The 19456-nt window shown below is 35.9% G+C and carries 23 protein-coding genes and 1 tRNA gene; 5 read left to right on the forward strand and 19 right to left on the reverse strand.

Annotated elements, in window-relative coordinates; all coding sequences use genetic code 11:
* Positions 1–157 precede the first annotated feature (157 nt).
* Positions 158–2539, reverse strand: a complete 2382-nt coding sequence (locus tag C568_RS0106920) for an immune inhibitor A domain-containing protein (protein WP_018781072.1) — start codon at positions 2537–2539, stop codon at positions 158–160.
* 366 nt (positions 2540–2905) lie between these two features.
* Between C568_RS0106920 and C568_RS0106925 the strand changes: the two genes are divergently transcribed.
* Positions 2906–3037, forward strand: coding sequence for an anti-repressor SinI family protein (locus C568_RS0106925; protein WP_003196032.1), 132 nt, complete (start codon positions 2906–2908; stop codon positions 3035–3037).
* 82 nt (positions 3038–3119) lie between these two features.
* The gene (locus tag C568_RS0106930; RefSeq protein ID WP_003196031.1) at positions 3120–3443 is read left to right on the forward strand and encodes a helix-turn-helix domain-containing protein; all 324 of its coding nucleotides are present in this window, start codon (positions 3120–3122) and stop codon (positions 3441–3443) included.
* Positions 3444–3539: 96 nt separating this feature from the next.
* Here the strand turns inward: C568_RS0106930 and calY are convergent, their stop codons facing one another.
* From calY to C568_RS0106975, 9 genes are all read right to left on the reverse strand, one after another.
* Positions 3540–4133, reverse strand: a complete 594-nt coding sequence (gene calY / locus C568_RS0106935; protein WP_003196030.1) for a biofilm matrix protein CalY — start codon at positions 4131–4133, stop codon at positions 3540–3542.
* 230 nt (positions 4134–4363) lie between these two features.
* Entirely contained in the window at positions 4364–5032 is a 669-nt protein-coding gene (locus C568_RS0106940; protein WP_018781073.1) for a TasA family protein, read from the reverse strand.
* A gap of 73 nt (positions 5033–5105) precedes the next feature.
* Positions 5106–5696, reverse strand: coding sequence for a CalY family protein (locus C568_RS0106945; RefSeq protein ID WP_006094072.1), 591 nt, complete (start codon positions 5694–5696; stop codon positions 5106–5108).
* A 161-nt stretch (positions 5697–5857) separates the two neighbouring features.
* Entirely contained in the window at positions 5858–6694 is an 837-nt protein-coding gene (locus C568_RS0106950) for a DUF4047 domain-containing protein (RefSeq protein ID WP_231398652.1), read from the reverse strand.
* Positions 6695–6938: 244 nt separating this feature from the next.
* Positions 6939–6986, reverse strand: coding sequence for a hypothetical protein (locus tag C568_RS36380; protein ID WP_371388584.1), 48 nt, complete (start codon positions 6984–6986; stop codon positions 6939–6941).
* 203 nt (positions 6987–7189) lie between these two features.
* Positions 7190–7765 (reverse strand): signal peptidase I SipW, encoded by a 576-nt coding sequence (gene sipW / locus C568_RS0106960; protein ID WP_016113886.1) that lies wholly within the window; start codon positions 7763–7765, stop codon positions 7190–7192.
* Positions 7766–7900: 135 nt separating this feature from the next.
* A complete protein-coding gene (locus C568_RS0106965; RefSeq protein ID WP_018781075.1) occupies positions 7901–9169 on the reverse strand; it encodes a D-alanyl-D-alanine carboxypeptidase family protein in 1269 nt (422 codons plus the stop codon).
* 160 nt (positions 9170–9329) lie between these two features.
* Positions 9330–9551 (reverse strand): hypothetical protein, encoded by a 222-nt coding sequence (locus C568_RS0106970; RefSeq protein WP_006094068.1) that lies wholly within the window; start codon positions 9549–9551, stop codon positions 9330–9332.
* Between the two features lie 118 nt (positions 9552–9669).
* Positions 9670–10212, reverse strand: a complete 543-nt coding sequence (locus tag C568_RS0106975) for a hypothetical protein (RefSeq protein WP_018781076.1) — start codon at positions 10210–10212, stop codon at positions 9670–9672.
* Positions 10213–10516: 304 nt separating this feature from the next.
* Between C568_RS0106975 and C568_RS0106980 the strand changes: the two genes are divergently transcribed.
* The 3 genes from C568_RS0106980 to C568_RS0106995 all read left to right on the forward strand — a co-directional run bounded on the left by C568_RS0106980 (position 10517) and on the right by C568_RS0106995 (position 12621).
* Positions 10517–10589: transfer RNA gene (locus C568_RS0106980), tRNA-Val, on the forward strand.
* 171 nt (positions 10590–10760) lie between these two features.
* A complete protein-coding gene (locus C568_RS0106985) occupies positions 10761–11681 on the forward strand; it encodes a tyrosine-type recombinase/integrase (RefSeq protein ID WP_006094066.1) in 921 nt (306 codons plus the stop codon).
* A 157-nt stretch (positions 11682–11838) separates the two neighbouring features.
* Entirely contained in the window at positions 11839–12621 is a 783-nt protein-coding gene (locus C568_RS0106995) for a helix-turn-helix domain-containing protein (protein ID WP_006094065.1), read from the forward strand.
* Between the two features lie 561 nt (positions 12622–13182).
* Here the strand turns inward: C568_RS0106995 and C568_RS35205 are convergent.
* The 9 genes from C568_RS35205 to C568_RS0107045 form a co-directional block, all read right to left on the reverse strand.
* Positions 13183–13431 (reverse strand): hypothetical protein, encoded by a 249-nt coding sequence (locus C568_RS35205; RefSeq protein ID WP_158319619.1) that lies wholly within the window; start codon positions 13429–13431, stop codon positions 13183–13185.
* On the reverse strand, positions 13412–13546 hold the full coding sequence (locus tag C568_RS36065; RefSeq protein ID WP_018781079.1) for a hypothetical protein: 135 nt from the start codon (positions 13544–13546) through the stop codon (positions 13412–13414). The genes C568_RS35205 and C568_RS36065 overlap by 20 nt, the downstream gene beginning before the upstream one ends.
* A complete protein-coding gene (locus C568_RS0107010) occupies positions 13543–14637 on the reverse strand; it encodes a response regulator aspartate phosphatase (protein ID WP_018781080.1) in 1095 nt (364 codons plus the stop codon). Before C568_RS0107010 ends, C568_RS36065 begins: the two co-directional genes overlap by 4 nt.
* 583 nt (positions 14638–15220) lie before the next feature.
* Positions 15221–15883, reverse strand: a complete 663-nt coding sequence (locus C568_RS0107020) for an HGGxSTG domain-containing protein (protein WP_006094060.1) — start codon at positions 15881–15883, stop codon at positions 15221–15223.
* A gap of 13 nt (positions 15884–15896) precedes the next feature.
* Positions 15897–16583: a hypothetical protein gene (locus C568_RS0107025; protein ID WP_018781084.1), complete on the reverse strand. Its 687-nt coding sequence runs from the start codon at positions 16581–16583 to the stop codon at positions 15897–15899.
* Positions 16584–16658: 75 nt separating this feature from the next.
* Complete coding sequence (locus tag C568_RS0107030; RefSeq protein ID WP_018781085.1) at positions 16659–17336, reverse strand: hypothetical protein; 678 nt, start codon at positions 17334–17336, stop codon at positions 16659–16661.
* A 95-nt stretch (positions 17337–17431) separates the two neighbouring features.
* Positions 17432–18169: a BRO family protein gene (locus tag C568_RS0107035; RefSeq protein WP_224795964.1), complete on the reverse strand. Its 738-nt coding sequence runs from the start codon at positions 18167–18169 to the stop codon at positions 17432–17434.
* 99 nt (positions 18170–18268) lie between these two features.
* Entirely contained in the window at positions 18269–19087 is an 819-nt protein-coding gene (locus C568_RS0107040) for a MarR family transcriptional regulator (protein WP_006094050.1), read from the reverse strand.
* A 29-nt stretch (positions 19088–19116) separates the two neighbouring features.
* Positions 19117–19326 (reverse strand): helix-turn-helix domain-containing protein, encoded by a 210-nt coding sequence (locus tag C568_RS0107045; RefSeq protein ID WP_018781086.1) that lies wholly within the window; start codon positions 19324–19326, stop codon positions 19117–19119.
* Positions 19327–19456 lie beyond the last annotated feature (130 nt).

Genomic DNA, 19456 nt, shown 5'->3' on the forward strand with positions numbered 1-19456 from the left:
AAGGTTGTATATTGATTCTTCAATATATATTCCACCTTTTACTTAACATTTTCCTATTCTTAAAGTTTAATTATATACGAGTTTGCATTTCATATAAAATACATTTGCTCATAAAAAAAGCTGTTGAAAGGAAAACCTTCAACAGCTTCTTCATAAATTAACGATATAAGCGAACTGCACCTGCAGACTTATCATCCGATTGGCCAACTACTTCAAATTTCAGGCCAAGTTTTGGTAAAATGCGTCCTGCATCTGGAATTTGCTTATTAATATAAGCTTTAGAATCGTCGAACTTCGCAACACCTGGTAGTCCACTGTATTCAAATGTTCCACGAGTTGGTGATACAACTTTCCATGCTGGTGTTTGATCGAAAGAGAACGCTGCATCAGCAATTTGATAACGTGTGCTATCTTTAAATGTTGGCTTACCATTTAAAGTTCCTGCAATTGCTTCAGGATGAGAATCAACTACACCAAGGAATCCGTATCCTGGATGCACGCCAACCCAGTTATCTGTATAGCTTGAGTCTGCATACCATACAACCATACCTGTGTTATATACTGGACCGCGAGCATATTTTAACGCTTCATCAGCACCAGCAGAGTTTCTCCACTCTACATAGTAGTTGTGCTTTTTCTTTTCAATTCCAGTAGAAGCAACGAAGCCATCTAGTTTGAATTTTGGTGTACCTTCTGCATCATCAGAGAATACAACATTACCATCTACTGTTAATGTTGCATTATCAAGAGTAAATCCATCTAATGCTAAACCACCATCAGTAATATATTCAAATACAAGCTTCACTTTCTTACCTTTAAATTGGCTTAAATCATAAGATTTGTCTACCCATTTTCCAAGAGTGGTATCTGCACCACCTTTTACATTTTTATTACCAATTGTATCGATTAATGTTTTCGACCCATCTTCTGCTACTGCATGTACTTCTAAGAGATCATAGTCTGTTTCAATTTCATATAATGATTTGTAATCAAACTTTGCATTTGTTGCATTTGTTAAATCAAATAAAGGTGTTTCTAATGTTGTATGAAGATCATCACCTTTTGTACTATAGTAGTACTTCTTACCAAACGCAGGCTGAATTCCTTTTACATCTTTATCCGGTAAATTAACACGGATCAGACCTGGGCGATCCGTTTTTGTTACGCTTTGATCTAAGTATGTTGCATAACCAATTCCTCGGTTTAACTTATCATAATCTAATTCCACAATATTCGCCCAGTTTCCACCAATTGTTTTTTGGAAGAACTCTTTGTTTTGCGGAGAGAAACTTGTTGGCGTTGTTCCAGCAATTTTACCTGCCCAGCTACCGCCACTCATAATAGACCATGACTGAACTGGCTCGCCGCCGCCAGAATATTTTGTATCATACTCATCTGGAAGACCTAAATCATGACCATACTCATGCGCGAATACACCAACTGCTCCATCTTCTGGTTCAATTGTGTAGTCAAACGCTGCCATTTTCCCATTCCAGTATGGTACTTTTGATTTTGTACCTTCTATTTCATATGGTTTTTGACCAACTGTCCAACGATGTGACCAAATTGCATCATCACCCAATTTGCCACCACCAGCTTCTTGTCCAACACCAGCATGGATAACCATTAAGTGGTCAATCAAGCCATCTGGTTGATTTTGATTGCCATCTTTATTTACATCATATTGATCAAATTGATCGAATTCTGATAAATCAAGACCGCTATCTACCGCTGCTTTTAATGCATCTTTGATCAGGTCACGAGGTCCTAGTGGTCCTTTATTATCATGACCATCTCCAGCATCTGCGCCGTAATCAGCAGCTTTTCCTGGAACTGTTAACCACTTTGTAACTGTTCCATCTACTGTATAGCTATCGCCAGATTGTTCCTCATAATACTTCTTAAATGTTTCAATTTTGCTTCCATCATCTAATGCAAATGGTTCGTCACCAAATAACATTTTTTGATAATGTTCTTGGTTAAAATCACTAGAATACATATAACCAGGTTCTTTATCAATATTGTTATGTTTGAAGTCAGCATACTCTACAAGTAAAACAAGTACTTTGTCTTTACGAACGTTTCCATTATACTCTTTTGCCTTTGCAGAAGTAGTTGGCACTTTACCATTTAATGCGCCTTTAGCGGGAACTGCTCCAGCTCCATTACCATTTGCTGGTGTTTCTAATTTTTCTTTTGTATCTGCCTTTGCATCTTTAACCTTCTTCAGGAAATCAGACGCTTCTTTTGTAACAGAATCCCCAGTTGTTTCTTCTTTTCCAGGTTTGTCACCCTTCTTTTTCTCTACATACTTTTCGACAGCTTTCTTTGTTTCTTCATTTGAAGCTGATGAATCAATCACTCCTCGGTTTTTAAGAGCATTAGCTAAGCGCTCTTCTGGAATTAAATGATCATCAATTGGACTTGTAGGTACTGCAGGTGTTTCTGCATAAACAGACTGGCTACCAGCCCCAAATGAGCAACTAAGAACAGCTGCTACAGCAAGTGTTGATAACACTTTAAACGGTTTCTTTTTCATCCCTTTTTTCCTCCCCCAATAAAATATGTACCAATATTTAGATAATAATAAAAATTCAGTAATTTTTCAATATTTTGTTTGTTTTTGTGCTATTTTGTAACTTTCGTAACATTTTTGTAAAAATTACATGTTTTCCACAAAATATTTCTCCATATATCAGTTATTTCTGAAGATATTGATAATTTTTGATAAAACTATTACAATTTCTTTATAGAATGACAAAACAATAACTTTTTATTGATTTTACCTACAAAATATACAATAAATTAACATTATTTTTACCAAATTAACTTTTCGAAATATTATAATGTGTTTAAAAGGTTGTTTATTTTGTACGATTCATTACATATTAGGGAGGAATACACTTTGTACAAAGAAAAGGCAGATACGCTAGATCAGGATTGGATTGATTTAATGCTTGAAGCTTTAGATGCTGGGATTGCTATTCAAGATATCGAACACTTTTTCCAACGTATGAACCAGCCTACCAGAAACTAGCAGAGGCGTTCTTTTTAACGAAATTTGTGTTATAATAATGACATCATAAGCCGACTACATACTTACAGAAAGGTGCACAAAGATGATAGGAGAACGTATAAAACGCCTTCGGTTGCAAAGAGGGATTTCTTTAACAGAACTTGCTGAAAAAGCAGGTGTTGCAAAGTCTTATATTAGTTCCATTGAACGTAATTTACAAAAGAACCCTTCCATTCAATTTCTTGAAAAAATTGCTAATGTTCTGCAAATTCCCGTGGATACGCTCCTTCATGACGAAATACCATCCGAAAATCAATTGGATTCGGAATGGACACATCTCGTCAAAGAAGCCATGAACTCCGGTGTATCAAAAGAACAGTTTCGTGAATTTTTAGAGTTTACAAAATGGAAGAGAAATCAGAAATAATATATACGAAAAGAAGTGCATACTGGGGGGCACTCTTTTTTTAGTTACAAAAAAAGCGGGGAATCCCCGCTTTTTTGTCTGTTATTTCCTTATTGATTATCTCTCTTCGCCTTCAGTTTGGTTTGCATTGAATGTCCATTCTAAGTTTAATTTATCGCCTTGGAATTTATTTTGATCTTGACCATTTTCTTCAAATACAAATTGTACCCATAGGTAGTCTTCTGTTCCAGCTTCTAAGCCACCCTTTTCACCCCACTCTGGAGCAAAGATGTCTTTTGCTAGAAGATCTGGATCAGCATTTTGTAAGTCTGCTAATGTTGTTTCATATACAGGCTCGCTTTGTTTATCCCAGTTCCAAATAAATTTCACTTTAATATGCTTACCGAAATCTTCCCCAGCGTTATCGCCTTTCGCATCTGTAACTGAATATTTCGTTGCTAATTTAACATCTTTAATTGCTAACGTGCCGCTGTTCTTTAATAAGAATTCTTTCTTAACAGAATCGCCTGGTTTAAGGTCCTTAATATCTACAATTGTTTGAGGGTCCAAAGTAAGATCTAATGTACCCGCTGCAAACGTATTGTTCGATACTTCTTTGTCACTAAAGTAAGCGAATGTTCCTCCACCGATTAAAGATAATCCCAATGCCGCTGAAGCGACTCCCATACCTAATTTTTTCTTTAAACTCACTGTAAATTCCCCCTAGCTATTTTTTTTATTGTTATCTCTTAATGTAGGATAAGAGGTATAACCAATAGAACGCCTGTTATTTTTCTACGGCCAATGTATGTACAATACCCCTTGAATTTATCTGTTCTTTAAAAGCTACCTTATGTTCATTATAAAGAACGTAGAGGTGTAATTGCAACTATAAAATAATATTAATTTTGAAACTATTCTCTATTCGTCCTTAAAAAGACTTAATCCTTCCGATACTTCATTTGAATATACTTTTTATAAAAATATAATCCACACCATACTAAGCCAAACCCTATTAAAATCATACTGCTTTGCTGCGTACCTGTACGTGGTAGCTGCCAGTTACTATTAGAATTTATGGATGCAGGAGGTTGCATTTGATTGATTCCCATTTCATTTTCGGTACCCTCACCATTGCCGGTTGGTCCCTCTGCATAAAAAATAAATTTTACTATTGTTTGTAATCCTTGATACTCATTTCCTAACTCTTTAGGAACATGTATCGTATAGATAAGCTCGTCAGTTCTATCAACTGCTAATGTACGCTTTTCCATACTTTGAAGTTCTTTTAGACTTCCCTCGTACAGCACTCCTTGTTTATCTTTTACAGTGACCGTAAGAGCTTCATATAATTTCGTAGACCCCTCTGAAGCCTCGCTCTTTATACTATATGATAATTTCTTTGTTCCTTCATTACTAATACGTATACTTCGATTTGCCCAGTCTCCTGGCTTCATATTTGAAACATGAAATAGTACTTCTTTGGGCTCAAGACTTATATCTATTTCTCGCCGCTCCTCTGCATACACTTGGTCAATATTTTTTGTAATACCAATGAAAACTACTAGAATCAGACATATACTCATGATAAATAACCACTTCTTATTCATGTGCATCCCTCATATAACAAGAATTGGTATGAAAAAAAGGCAGGAAAAACCTACCTTTTTTCTATCAATCCTATTATTTTTCTGACCCTTCTGTTTGTTCTGCTTCAAATGTCCATTTCAACTCAAGTTTATCACCTTGGAATTGATTTTGATCTTGCTTATTATCTACAAATTCATATTGTACCCAAAGATAATCGGAATCACCATGCTTCAAACCACCCTTTTCAGCAAACCAACCTGCAAAAATACTTTCTTCCACTGCATCTGGAGACATAGCCTTTAAATCTGCCAATGTCGTTGAGAAAATAGGCTCACTTAATTTATCCCAATTCCAGAAGAAATTCACACGGATATGCTTACCAAAGTCTTCTGAATTATCTCCTTTTGAATCTATTACATTATAATTAGTTAATAATTTCACAGTTTTTATATCTAATGAACCATTATTGACAAGCTTAAAGTCACGTGTCATTTTATCCCCTGGCTTAATATTATCAACATCAATAATCGTAGTTGGATCTACAGAAAGATCTAATGTACCTGCTGCAAATGTATTATTTGATACTTCCTTATCACTAAAGTATGCAAATGTTCCTCCACCAATTAAAGATAGTCCTAACGCAGCTGATGCAACACCCATTCCTAATTTTTTCTTAATTCCCATTCCATATTCCCCCTGAACTTCATTTTTTTATGTTAACCTCTACATTTGTAGAAGGTATAACCCAAAAATCAGTGGTTTTCATGTACAGCGCTTGAATCTTGTTTCTGCACTTCTTCTTTATTCTCTTCAGGCTGTTATAATACTGGATTGGTCTTTTTCGCTTATTGAGCTTGATTGACTTGTTCTTGTTTAGGGTTTGACGGTTGCTTTATTTCTTCTTGTTTGTTTGATTTTTTTTGCTCAGAAGAAGGTACGACTTGTTCTTGTGTAGGGTTTGATGGTTGCTTTGTTTCTTCTTGGCTGTTTGACTCTTTTTGCCCAGAAGAAGGTACGACTTGTTCTTGCGTAGGGTTTGATGGTTGCTTTATTTCTTCCTGGCTGTTTGACTCTTTTTGCTCAGAAGAAGGTACGACTTGTTCTTGCTCTGTTTTTCCAGACGTGTTATTAACCTGTTGCGCTTTTTTCTCTTCTATTTTCTTTTGTAGGGTTAGAATAAATTCTTCCATTTTTTGTACTGATATTTGCTTATCAACATTATCCTTAATACTCCCTACTTTAGTAAAACCCGCTTGTACATATTGAAGCACTTGCTTACTTGAATCGCTATCATTTACTCTTACATTTTCTACTGATTGCTTATAATAATCTTCTATTTCTGTATATATGTGTTGCAAGGCTTCACGTTCCACTTTCACTTTTTCAAACTGTTCTCTCCATTGCTGCGCTTTTTGTTCGAGTACTTCTACAGAATCAGCTTGCGTTTCCTTATTCATTCCTTCAGTTCCATTTAAAATCAAATTCTCATGCTGTTGCGTTTCTTTCACCAAAGTATCAATCGTTTTTGGAAATACAATTGCAGTTGAAACAGTAGAATGTATTTTTGTCTCATTTACAAAAGCAGCCTCTGTATACGTAACTACTTGTGATCCCATATAGAAAGCTATTGAACACATACATGGTAACATGAGTATTGTTTTTATTTTTTTTGATGATTTCATCATTCCAACCTCTCCCATTACTCGCATTCAATTCTCTATAAAGAACATAATTTCATTATATAGAATAAAATCCGAAAATCAAATAAAAAATATAGAATTTTTTTACATTTTTGTGGCATATGGCCTTTTTGCATGGTAAAAAACCTAATTCTATCAATCTAATCTCTCGTATACATATCTCCGTATAATAGTTCGAAAATAATATATATAAATAGACTATCAATTTGATAGCCTATTTATATAATTATTTCTCGCTACCAACTGTTTGCTGTGCATCAAATGTCCATTTCAGCTCAAGCGTATCTCCTTGGAATCGATTTTAATTTTTTTCCATTATCTACAAACTCAAATTTCACTTTAAATGTATTCTTGTTTCCCGCCTTAATTCCCTTCTCCTTTAATAACTCCAAAAGTGCATCATTATTAACTGGTATTGAAGGTTTCCCCAATAATATCTTTATATTTATAATCTCTAAAATGAAGAAAATAACGGAATTATACAGATTGTCCTACATCTGCAGATTTCTTTTTCTTTTCGCTATCAATGCTACGGATTGCACTAAAAATAGAAATTGCAGAGTACCCAAGTAAACATATGCCTGGAATAATTAAAAGTAAGGCTGCTCCTGCTTTTGAATTCGCATAATTCAACAAATACCCCACATATGGAACTGTAATATTTCCATATTTCCCAATAACATTTTCTGCTAAGACTGGTTTTAAATCCGGCCCATTATTATTGTCACCTTTCGTTTCATACATTACTTTCCCATTTACGTTTTTCACATCAATAATACGGTGAGTTACAATTTTTTTATCGCTTTCTTTAAAAGTAATTACATCGTCTTTTTTATATTTAGATCCATCTTTCGTTGGTTCGATTGCAATAATTGACCCTGTTAAAAATGTTGGTTCCATCGATCCAGATAGTACTGTTTTAAATTGATATCCCATTACAGTCGGATCCCCGCCGCTTGCTTTTGATGAGATGACAATAAACGCTAAAAAAACCATTAACGCAAATAAAACAAATGAGATGACGTTACTCATAATCTTCCAAACTAGTTTCATCATTATCTCCTCCTCTTTATTATGTATATGCACGTAAAAACTAGGATATCCTAAGTTGTTCTTAAAAAAGAACTCAAGTCAATACTATAATGAACGAATGAAAAACGCAATAAAAAATAGGCAATTGATCATTGCCTATTCCACTTCTGAAACTGCATTCTTTTTAGCTCGTCTTACCACATATAAACCGATTATTATTAAAGCAATAATTCCAGCTCCAATACTTACCATCAACCCAAAAGGATACGTAGGTTCAGCTGGCTTTATATTTTTTTTCGGCATTGCAAATGTAACATCTTCCTTAGAAAGAACATTAATACTTTCAATCTTTTGATTGTTTTTCGTCACGTCTACTATTCCAATTACATCCCCGCGATGAATCCCCTTTTGATATAGTTTTTCTTTATCAACCGGAGCCGTTCTAAAGACTGCTTTTACATTCTTACCTTCATCTTTCTTCAACATCAATTCTGCACTTTTTTCAAGTTCACAATCTATATTTTTATCTAAATATGTTGCTTTCTGATGCCAATTATTTTTATCTAAAACCATTTGCTTAGCAAATTGTGAGAAAGAATGATCTGCAATTTGACGCATATCTTCGTAAATCTCTGGTCTTTGTGACGCCATCACAACATTGACAATACGATTACCATCTTTCTCATTTAATAATACAAGTGTATTGTGTGCTTCATTTGTAAAACCTGTTTTTCCACCAATACTATATGGATTTTCGAAATAAGTAGCCTTATTAAAAATAGAAACCGTTTGTCTAGATGTTGTAACCGTTGTTCGTTTCGTATTCATAGCTTGTAAAATCTCAGGGTATTGTTGAACCCCTCTCGTGATCATTGCCATATCATATGCCGTCGTATAATGATTCGGATCATGTAAACCATTCGGCGTTACAAAATGACTATCCTTTGCTCCTAACTGCTTCGCTTTCTCGTTCATCATATTCGCAAAGTTTTCTATACTTCCGCCAATACGTTCACCAATTGCATACGCAACATCATTTGCACTTAATACCATTAAAATTGTTAGTGCTGTATTACGATTGATTGTTTCACCTACCTGAAATTCAAGTTGATAATTACTCTTTTCCTGATCTAATGCAGGTTGTGAAAACGTAAATTGCTCCTCTGGCTTCGTATGCTCCATTAATAAAATAGCAGTCAATACTTTCGTCATACTTGCCGGAAATGCATGCTGATGTGCATTTTTGTCATACAAAACATCCCCTGTTTTTGCATCAATTGAAACTGCAAACTGCCCAAACACATTTGGACCCGGACCAGGTGCCGGCACTGGTTCAGTTCCAGTTTCAGCGTACAATGTCATAGGCGTTAAAAAGAATAAACAAATCACCATAATAAAAACCGAAATTTTCTTACAATTTACCATATGACTCTCCCTTTTCTATTTTCTTTTGCTTTATATACTAATTCTACCAATCCAACATTAAATTGGTATTTAAATGGAAAATTAATTGCCGTTTTTCACTATATCATAATTTTATAAGAAAAGACATAATCATACGCATAAAAATAAGAAGGACTCATTCTTACTTGTCCTTCTCATCAGCCAATAAATCTATTAAATTATTCCCTGCTTCCTCTTCTGTAATCTCATCGGTCATTCCCATGAAGGACCAACCTTTTGAATCTACCCATTCAATAAACTCATCTAAAAACTCATCATGAGAGACATCAACATCAAGAATCGCACCATTTATTGAGATCGTTCTATTTCTAGATACACGTATCTTGAAAGATTTTCTTACCATTTGTATATACCTCTTTAATCTATAAAGTATTTATAAACCTATTTTCTGTTTCTGTTATACCCTATTTCCACGAAATTGTAAAAAGAAGATCCTACCAAAACAAATATAAATTTAATATTTATTTGCTATGTTGCTTAATATAATCCTCATAAGTAGGTATTGCACTAGCATCACCAGCACCAGCTTTTGCACTGTTAAACACATCTCTCGCTTCCAATCTGTTTTGTCCGATATCAAGATCATGTAAAATACGGTGAACATATACTAAAGCTGTTGTATCATGATTTTGAATTGAAATATGAAGCAATTTTCTAGCTCGGTCTAAATCTTCCTTTAAATTGCCTTTAGTCAACGAAGCAGCTTCTTTTAAAGTGGTATCAATTAACTTGAATCCCCATTCGTTCACTTCCCAATCTGGAGCATCGGTCTTCTCTAGATTTTCATACCTTTCCCAACCAGTAATCGTATTTAAATCACTATGCGTTTCTCTTATCTTCATTCCAATATCTTTTGATTTATCTACCTCTTCGATTTGCTCAGTCTTTTCAGCATTCATTTCTTTCTTATCTGTTTTATAAAACAACATAATGCCACCGAATATTAATCCAAATAAAACAAAATACCCAACAAGAATAATTCCTTTTCCGCTCCTTCTAAACAAAGTGACACGCCCCTTCAAATTATGTCCTATTTTAAATTATATCAATTTTAAATTGTATTATAGGATAAAATTAATATTTAACTTGATGAAACGCAAAAAATCACTTCAGCTTCATGAATGAGTAATTCTCTTACTATTTACTATTAAACTACATGAAAATGTGCTCCAAACAAAATATAAATGTGTTATTCTACCAGGTTCCATTTTAAACATTGTAGTTAAAAACTATTGTAAGGTGCCACTTAAGTTTGTATAATAAAATCAACAGAATTATCAGACGTATATGAATTATCACTTTTATCATGATCCCGTAGCTCAGCAGGGAGAGCGCCACCTTGACAGGGTGGAGGTCGTGAGTTCGAGCCTCTCCGGGATCATAAAACTTAATAGTATCAAGGCTTGAGAGGACATTCTCAAAAGCTAAAACTGTGGAGGTCTCCATCAGACACCACAAGTTAAAAGAGGACTACTTCTAGTCAGCTAATCAGCTGGCTCAGAGGTAGTCCTCTTTTTTGTTTCTATAAAACTAAGAAAGGACTGATAAGAAAATGCTACTTAAGTTTGCTATGAAGGATTTCAAAGAGGAAAAAGAGTTCGCTAATCTGTCTCCTCGTACAATTCAATCTTATATGGCTACCCTACATGAGTTCCAAGAGTTCTGCTCTGAGCGTGAACTCATTGATACACGAGACATTAGAGAAGCAACTGTTAAGAGCTACCTCATGTATTGCCAAAAGACAAGAGGGAACAACGTAGTAACTAGAAATACCAAGCTTCACCATCTCAAGATTTTCTTTAATTATTTACAACATGAGGACATTATCAGCGAGAAAGAAAACCCTATTCGTAAAATGAAACTGGCTAAAGAGGACATAAAAATTGAGGTCTTCCAAGATGAACATATCAAGCAAATGCTTCGCTACTATAGGAGACTCAAAACTAGGAATAAAAGCTTCTATGCTTATCGAGACCATACCATTATTATCTTCCTTTTAGGAACTGGCTCAAGGCTTGGTGAGCTTATTAATATCCGCTGGAGTGAGTTGGACTTAGTAAACCAAACAGTAACCCTATTCGGTAAAGCTCGCAAGCAACAAACTGTCCCTCTTACAAACAAGCTTGTAAAGGAGTTTTGTGAGTACAAAGTGTTCATGGAGCGTGAACTAGGCAGGTTACCCGAGTACGTGTTCACCACACGAGAAGGGAAACAGATGAGTCCTAACTCAGTGAAGCTCATATTTAAAAGACTCAAACAAGTAATGAACTTCTCAGATGTTCGCTTATCAGCTCATACTTTTCGTCATACTTTTGCTCATCGTTGCTTAATGGCTGGAATGGACGTTTTTACTCTCCAAAGAATGCTAAGACATAGCAATTTGAGAATGACTGAGAGGTATCTTTCTCTTTGGGGAACAGCCTTGAGAGAGCAAAACGATAAGTTCAATCCACTTAATTCACTTGAGATTTAAGACAAATAAAAAGAGAACCCTGCTAGTTTGGCGACCGAACAGGGTTCTCTACAGCTACTAAAGAAACTCGAAGGAGCTTCCTTGTTTGCTATTGTATCATGCTCATTGGTACTAGCTCAAGGGGTGTTCCTTCTTAATTACATAGGAGGAAAAGAGCATGAAGAAATTAAGACAATATGAAAGCTTTCAGTCTGTTGCTGAGATGGACAAAACTATTGATCGCACTCTTAAGGAATATAATTTAAAGGACAGCGAACGAGTGATACTTCTAAAGCTATCAAACTACTCATGTAAGTTCGTTGGAGTTAGCTACCTGAAGAATAATACATTAGCAGACCTAACAGGATACTCTAAGCGTACTGTTCAGCGTGCCCTCAAACGTTTCAGCGAATTAGGAATCATTACTCGTATTGAGCAGTTTAAACCTGTTAGTGGTGGCTACTCAGCGTTTATCTGTGTAATTAATCCTTTCGAGCGTCACCATGCGTTGGCATCTTGCAAAGAAGTTGCTGAGCCTACTCTTGAGCAACTTGAGGAGCCATCTCACGAAGAAGAAGCCATTACACTTAAAGCTAAAAGCTCTAAAGAATTAAAGATACGTAATAGCGCATCTGTTAATATCGACGAGTTAGATGTATCTTATTTGACTAACTCATGTGTACCGATGGAATTTATCAATACAGTATCCCCTTTCTTTTATACAGCTAAGGAAATCTATGCTATGTGGGGAAAAGTTAAATTGGCAGCTTACAAGTATGCACCTGATTTAGTTGATACAACCGAGATAGCAATCTCAGCATTTAAACAATCTGTATTTGCTCTGAAGATGAACAAAATTAGAAAAGGCTTCAAAGGCTACTTGTTTGGCGTTCTCGCAAAGATGATGTCTGTTGGGCAAAGAAGGCTTAAGTGTGAGCTGTTTGATTTCCTACAAGGTTAACCTGAAGAGCGCCCTCTATCGAGTCACTAGCGTTTCACACATTGTTATTACTGATAAGTAATAATCCCTAGCAACTGGTTTCTGTCCTTCTCAGCATTAACCCTTGAGGTGGTGCTATTAAGTATATTCTTGATTGCATGCTAAGGGTGGTAAACTATCAGGTTCTTGTTCGAGCTTGTACGGCTTCTAAGGATATTTGTACTCGTTTCATTGTCTGCTGGAATGCCACACCAGAGAGAACAACCTCTCACATTGACTTATAAGACGCTTTATGAGAGCAACCGATTTGTATCCAACCAAAAGAAAACTCCACAGTCAAACTTATAGATGTCTCTAATAAAATTTCGTCTATTTTATCATTCTTATGAAAATAAATTAAAAAACTTTCCAATTATCTATTGATGGTTCTAGAACCTTTAGATTATGATCTACTCAAGCCACTAAGGAAACGAGGTGAGCCATTGGAAAGTAAACAACAAAAGTTTTACGGTAAAGTCAAAGACTTCTATGAACTAGATACAATTGAGGACGCTAAAAGGTTTTATACCGCTTTTATTCAACTCAACAAGATACATACAATAGACAAAGCGGATAAGATCGATAAAATGCTAACTCACATGTACGCTGGCAAGAAGTTAACAGATTAACCGAAAACCAAACAAAAGCAAAGGAGCGTTCACCTACAGTAATCCCCCTCGGATATCCTAATTTAATGATACTCCTCTTCTGATTTTGCACAAAAATAAAGCAAGGATTTCTCCCTGCTTCTGTTAATTCTTTATTAAAGAGATCAACCTCCAGTGTTTCCATCTGCCATAGTTTTCACTAGGGTAGTAGTTTGCTGCTCATCTACTGTAGTATATACTCCAAGTGTTAGCGTCAAAATTGTTACAATTCCCATTAAACCAAGTATCACTTTCTTCATTTTAGTGCCTCCTTCTTGTGAACTTCTTTTTTAGCTTCATAACTTAAATAAAAGTACTTACTTCCTTGTTCAAAGTTACCTTCATTGTGGTACTGCACAGCCACTACTTCAGTATACTCTTGAACATACTCCCATAGTTGTTCTCTTTTAAAGTAATCCATTCCTGCTAAAACTACTTTTTCTAACTCTTGAGCTGGTATATTTTGAACCATAGATTTTAAAATTATCAATCGGTACTGATACTCATTGTTTTCTAGTTGTTTACATATTGTTAAACCTTTTTCGATAAGCTCCAAAGCAATTTCTGTTTGACCTAATTTAAATTGCTCTCTAGCTTCAACAAATAGAGCTCTGTAATTCGTTGGCATTTTTTCATTAACTTCAGATAAATAACGAATAGCCAATGAAGAGAGGTTTTGACTTGCATACATTAAACCTAGATTTTGGCGAACCATAAGGATAAAGTGCTCTTCCTCTATCTTTTGAAAAGTATTCATTGCAGAAGTCAAATGCTCCTCAGCCAATTCCCATTCTCTTAAATGAACACAAGCTAGTCCATAAAGGTTATTACAAAAAGCAAGATTTAACTCATTGCCATCATGTTTAGAGAATATCTCTTTAGCTTTCGTTACATGAGTAATTGCTAACAGCGCTTGATAAACATGATAACGGAATGTAGCTAATTTATAGTAAAACTCTGCATGTTCAAGTTCATCAGAAATATTCCTTAGAAGAGATTCAGCTTTCTCATAGTGCTCTTTAGCTAAAGTATATTCACCAATTGCATTAGAGTGGATAGCTTTAAAAAAATGATAATAGTACGCTAGCGAGCTATTTGTTGGTACACCATAAAGGTCGATTTCATCAAAACTATCTTTAGATACTCTCAAGTTATCAATTAAGTAATTGTATCGAAAATCGAGAAGTAAGTAATGCTGCAATAACTCTGAGTTGTCTTTAACCTCATTAACTTTCGCCTCCACTTTTAATTTTAAATCCCTTGCTTTATCTAAATGTCTCGAGCGAATCTCTAAATACCATTCGTTTAATAATTGGATTACTTGCTCATTCCCCTTTGTTTGAACGTTCATAAATAACCTCCTCATCCTTTTTATATAAAAACTCCCTATAATAAACAATAGCAAAATTTGAATAAACAAAAAAGGCTATATTTCTATTTCTCAAGAATATTCAGAATAAAATATTTTTAAATATAACTCCTTAGCTACAAACCTTATTTCCCCAAGATCACATGCACACAAAGAAAGGAGCAACCTTTTAGGCTCTCCTCTTTAGCATTACAACTCTCCATACTCACTCTCTAGGAGACGTAAATTGGCTTTCTCCTCAGCTTGGCCTCCTTGGTATTCTAGCTCAGTTACTTCACTTACAGTTAATCTGAGCGGGATAACTATAGAGTTAAATATGTTAGAATACACGCTAAGTAGCTTTTGCTTCACAGAATCGATATCCTCCTCAGAGCTAGGTAAGTAATGTGTCTGCTCATAAGCATCTCCTCCTTAAGCTCGCTTAGTAGCTTGTTTGTATTTATTGTGAGGCTTGAAAGCTTCTCTCTTGTAGTCAAATTCACTAATTTCCTAGGATTTAACACTGAGGACGACTGTTTTTCTACCTGCAAAGTGTGCCTAGTGGGTCGCCATCTCATATATTTACTTACTGTTCATTTCCCATGTCAAATAACGCATTAAGATCTACTTTACTAGCGTTATCTTTATGTTCCTTAGATTGCTTAAACTTTTGGTTCAATCCTAGGGACTCAGCGAAACGGATAAGTTTTACCTCAGTATCGTTGTAAGCTTTGCTATCTCGCAAGAAGTCCTTAGAGTCCATTCTCATAGATTTAACAGTATTGATAGCAAATCGGTCTACGAGTACAAGGTTAAACGGATCGACCTCATAGTTTTCAATGTAGTAATCCATTAACCCGTTGTACAAGTCAGTCTCCCCTTGAGATAGCATCTCTTTGAATTCTTTTGAGTAAGCTCCGTGAATAAGGTTAGCTCTGGGGTTTAAATTTGCCATAGCTTTCTTCCTCCCCTCCTCAGTTTTTTGCCCGGTAGACTTACCGCCATGGAACGGACATTTTCCATTAGTAGAACCATCCTCTTTAATGTGTGGCTTTCTCAGGCACAACCTACCGTCACCCTTGATAGCACCGCATATAGTCGGTTCCTTCTTGAGCTGGCTACGGAGTTTCTTGAGAGCTTCCTGATTGTCTTTCTCCTTGGCAACCGCAACCTTCTCAGCTAAAGCTTTCAGTCTTGGATCATCTAATTTAGATGGTCTAGCTCCTTTTCTTGGTGCTGGTTTATTCATTAGTATCACCTCGTTAGTTACTCCAATGTAGATTACTTGTGTATTCTGCATAGAACTTGTCAAATTCTTCTTGAGCCTTCTTGGCAGCTTCAATCTCACGAGTTGTCGGCTTCTTAGGTGCTTCTCGCTTATTGAATTCCTTAGTTAACTGTTTTAGCCCTAACTCCAATCGTTGAGCCTTATTTCGTATCTCTGAGTATTGTAATAGTAGATTTGCTTCTCGTGAGAGAATATCAGCTTTACGCTGTAGATCAGCTATCGAGTTGCCGTTCTCATGGAATAGTTGAGCGGTTTTAACTTGAGGGAAGGCCACTAGAGGAACCTCACGTATCTTCTCAGGTTTACCTTCATTGTTTGTGTAGAATGAGATAGAGAGTTTCTTCATTAACTTTTTGGAGATACGTTCTTTAGTGAACTCATCGATTACTCGCAGTTTGCCAATAAGCTTATCCCCTTGAACTTTTACCTCTTCAAGAAAGCCTACAGTATCCTTGATTGACTCTGAGTGATCTAACTGAATAGGTATCTGCTCCTCAGCATTAAAATTATTGGCTAACCTCTGTAGATCTACTACCTCATACTTTTGACCTCTGTGAGTGCCTACCGAGAACAATTCAGCGTCTTTCACTAGGTCTTCACCTTGTTTAATACCTTCTGAAAAGGACTCGATTAAATTCAATTCGTGTCGTTTGTAACTCATGTGTTTTCACCTCTGTAGTTTAATAGATTGCCTGCCTCACCAGTGCCACCAGCAAGGCAGAGTTGCTGTCAGTTATTATTTGTTAGTTTCTGCTTTAAAGTGTTTCATTAAGCTGTTACCCTTCTCAGTTAACTCAATGCCATGCTTATTGAGGACGGTCAACATTGCTTGTAGAGCTTCAATAACAATCGCCTCACCTTTCTTATCTGACTCGCTATTAATCTCTTTACCTAACTCCTGAATGTACTTGAACTCTTCACTATCTGGATGGAATGACTTAGTTTCTCCAAAGCCGAATGCCAAGCCTAAATCCTCGTAGCCTTTACCTGCAAAGCAATCTTTACCTAGTCGCTCTGCAAAGTCTGATAAGTGATAAGTAGCTTTATCCTTAGCAGAAGCCTCAATATGTTCTTTCTTCACTTGCTCACCTTTTGAGTGTACGTAGGCTTGCTGTGCTTCCTGGCGTTGTTCTCTAGCTTTATCTAGCTCAGCTTGCACTGATTGAACCTCGTTGTTTAACTCCCCTAGTTGCTTCTCACCTTTTGCTTTTGTATTTAAGTTTGCGTTGCTAGGGTCAATCAGAATAGTTGCCTCGATGATATTCATAGCATTGTTGATTTTAGAGATAGTACTTTGTAGCTCATTCCGTTTAGTTTCCAAGGAAACAACTAGCTCATCAACTTTATTTAAATCGCTCTGTGCAGCCTCTACAGTTTTAACCTTTTTGTTTGAGCCGAATAATTTGTTTACCATAAATGATCACATCTCCTTAGTTTTAATTAGTTTGGGTTCGCCACCTCATGGGGAATTATGAGGATTAATATTTTAGAAGTTGTACTACGTGGGGATTACTGAGTAATAATTCCTAACTGTTGAGCAATCCAATAGCGTCCCAACTCGGAGAACAACATTTGAAGTCCGAACGCTGTAGTTTGGTATCTGATGTAATTCTCATCTCTTAGGAATGAATACTCTGCTTTGTGGAGGTAATTCTTTTTTCTGCTCTTATAGATAATTTTCTTATCCACTAACTTGTTATACAACCCTTGAGGTGATCGCATACCAAATATCTTTGCTACCTCGGTTGCTGTGTAGTATCCTTCTGTGGAAAGAACCTTGTCAGTGTATTCAACCTTTGGAACTTGTATCTTAATAGTCTCCTCAGCTTGCTTAAGTTGTACATTCTTTCTTTCGAGTGTTCTCTGAGCTAGCAATAACGCTTTAGCCATGATAGCTTGTTCATCATCTTCCTCAGTTGTTACAAGATAGCCACCATCTTTACGGATACTAGGTAGCACCTCACTGGTAATCCATTTCTTAAAGGCTTTAGCTTGTGGCTTGCGACTCGTTAGAATTAAACCGTAGAGACCTGACTCGTTAATAAGTGTTACTTCTCTGTTTTGACCTGCTACATAAATTGTGTGTAAGAGCTTTTCATCATCGTCCAGCCCTCTAGTAGCGGTGTATGCGTCCCTAAACTCTAAAATGTCTGATACATCTTTAGCTACAAAGTAAATTTCTTCTCCTTGTTTGATACTTCTAACTTGTCCTAATTCTTCATGGTCAAACACTAGTAAGTTATTCATCATGATTTATCTCCTTTGTTTTTCCCTTAAGGTGATACTATTAGGGTTTTACTTTTGAAATTTCTCTGTGGTAATGTTACGGTGATGAATTCTGTAGTTTTATTTCTTGAAGTTATCTTTAGAGAAGGAGGCTTTCTCGATATTATCCAGTAGTTCCTCCAAAGTAATCTTTTTAGCTTGACGACTTACTGCTTTAGGATCTAAACAGATAGCTTCTGTGACCGACTTAATCTCTACAATCAAGCGATTCTTCCCTAACTCGTCCATTAACTTTTTAACAGTAGGCCGAGACAGTCCAAGCAACCCCTCTAGGTGCTTACGCTTTAAGAGTACAATCCTACTAGTTTCTTCCTCATCAGGATTCTCAACAATTAAGTTAGTATTCCAACTCATATAAGAAAGCATCATTCCAAACAACCCTAGAGCATTTAACGAGATAGACTTTGCTTTCTCTTGTAGGTGAGCTTTGAAGATTTTAACTACCTTGTATTCCTCTTTTAATTTCTCACAAACAAATACTGCGTCAGTCATATTTACATAAGTTGTTTTCCCTACCGTCTCACGAGTGATTAATCCATTAGATTCTAATTCTGATAGGGTTTTATTAACTTGAGAACGTGTTTTATCTAAGCTTGCTACCAAGTGTTTAACTGTTAGTAGATCACCTTTCTCAGTGAACAATTTCCCACCTCGATTAATTTTCATACAAGTTGCTAAATAAAGTAATACTCCATGCTGCTGTAAAGTTAAATTCTCTTTGATTACTTTGAAATTATCTCGTTTCATCATGATAAAATGTCTCCCATCTCGTTGGCTCATACTATTTAGGTATTTCTTTCGGGCTTCCTTTTGAGCTAGACTCACAAGTTCATATCCTGCTTCGACTAATTCTTTACCTGTCATTTCTGTAGTAACCATTTAGTTTTCTCCTCCCTGCTTTCCCTTTTTTAGTATTCTTCTTTTCTAAATGTTAGCAATTCATTAGCTTCTTTAATGTTTAACGCTATAGCAATCTTATTGACCGTTCTCATTGTTACAGGTTCTCCGTAAGCCATTCTACTAAGATTAGCCTTGTGAATCCCTGTTTTATCACTGAGTTGATCTAATGTGATTCCTCTCTTGCAAGTTAATCTTTTGATATCTACATAGAATCCCATCTCGTAGCCTCCTATATATTATTTGTTGTTAATTTGTTTAGTTTCGCTTGTTTACCAACTACTCTCCAAAAAGGGAGCCAGCTCAAGGGGGATCGAACTGACTAACCAAGCAATGGAGGTAACTTACAAC

Origin of the sequence: Bacillus sp. 95MFCvi2.1, assembly GCF_000374965.1 — a bacterium.
Taxonomy (GTDB): domain Bacteria; phylum Bacillota; class Bacilli; order Bacillales; family Bacillaceae_G; genus Bacillus_A; species Bacillus_A pseudomycoides.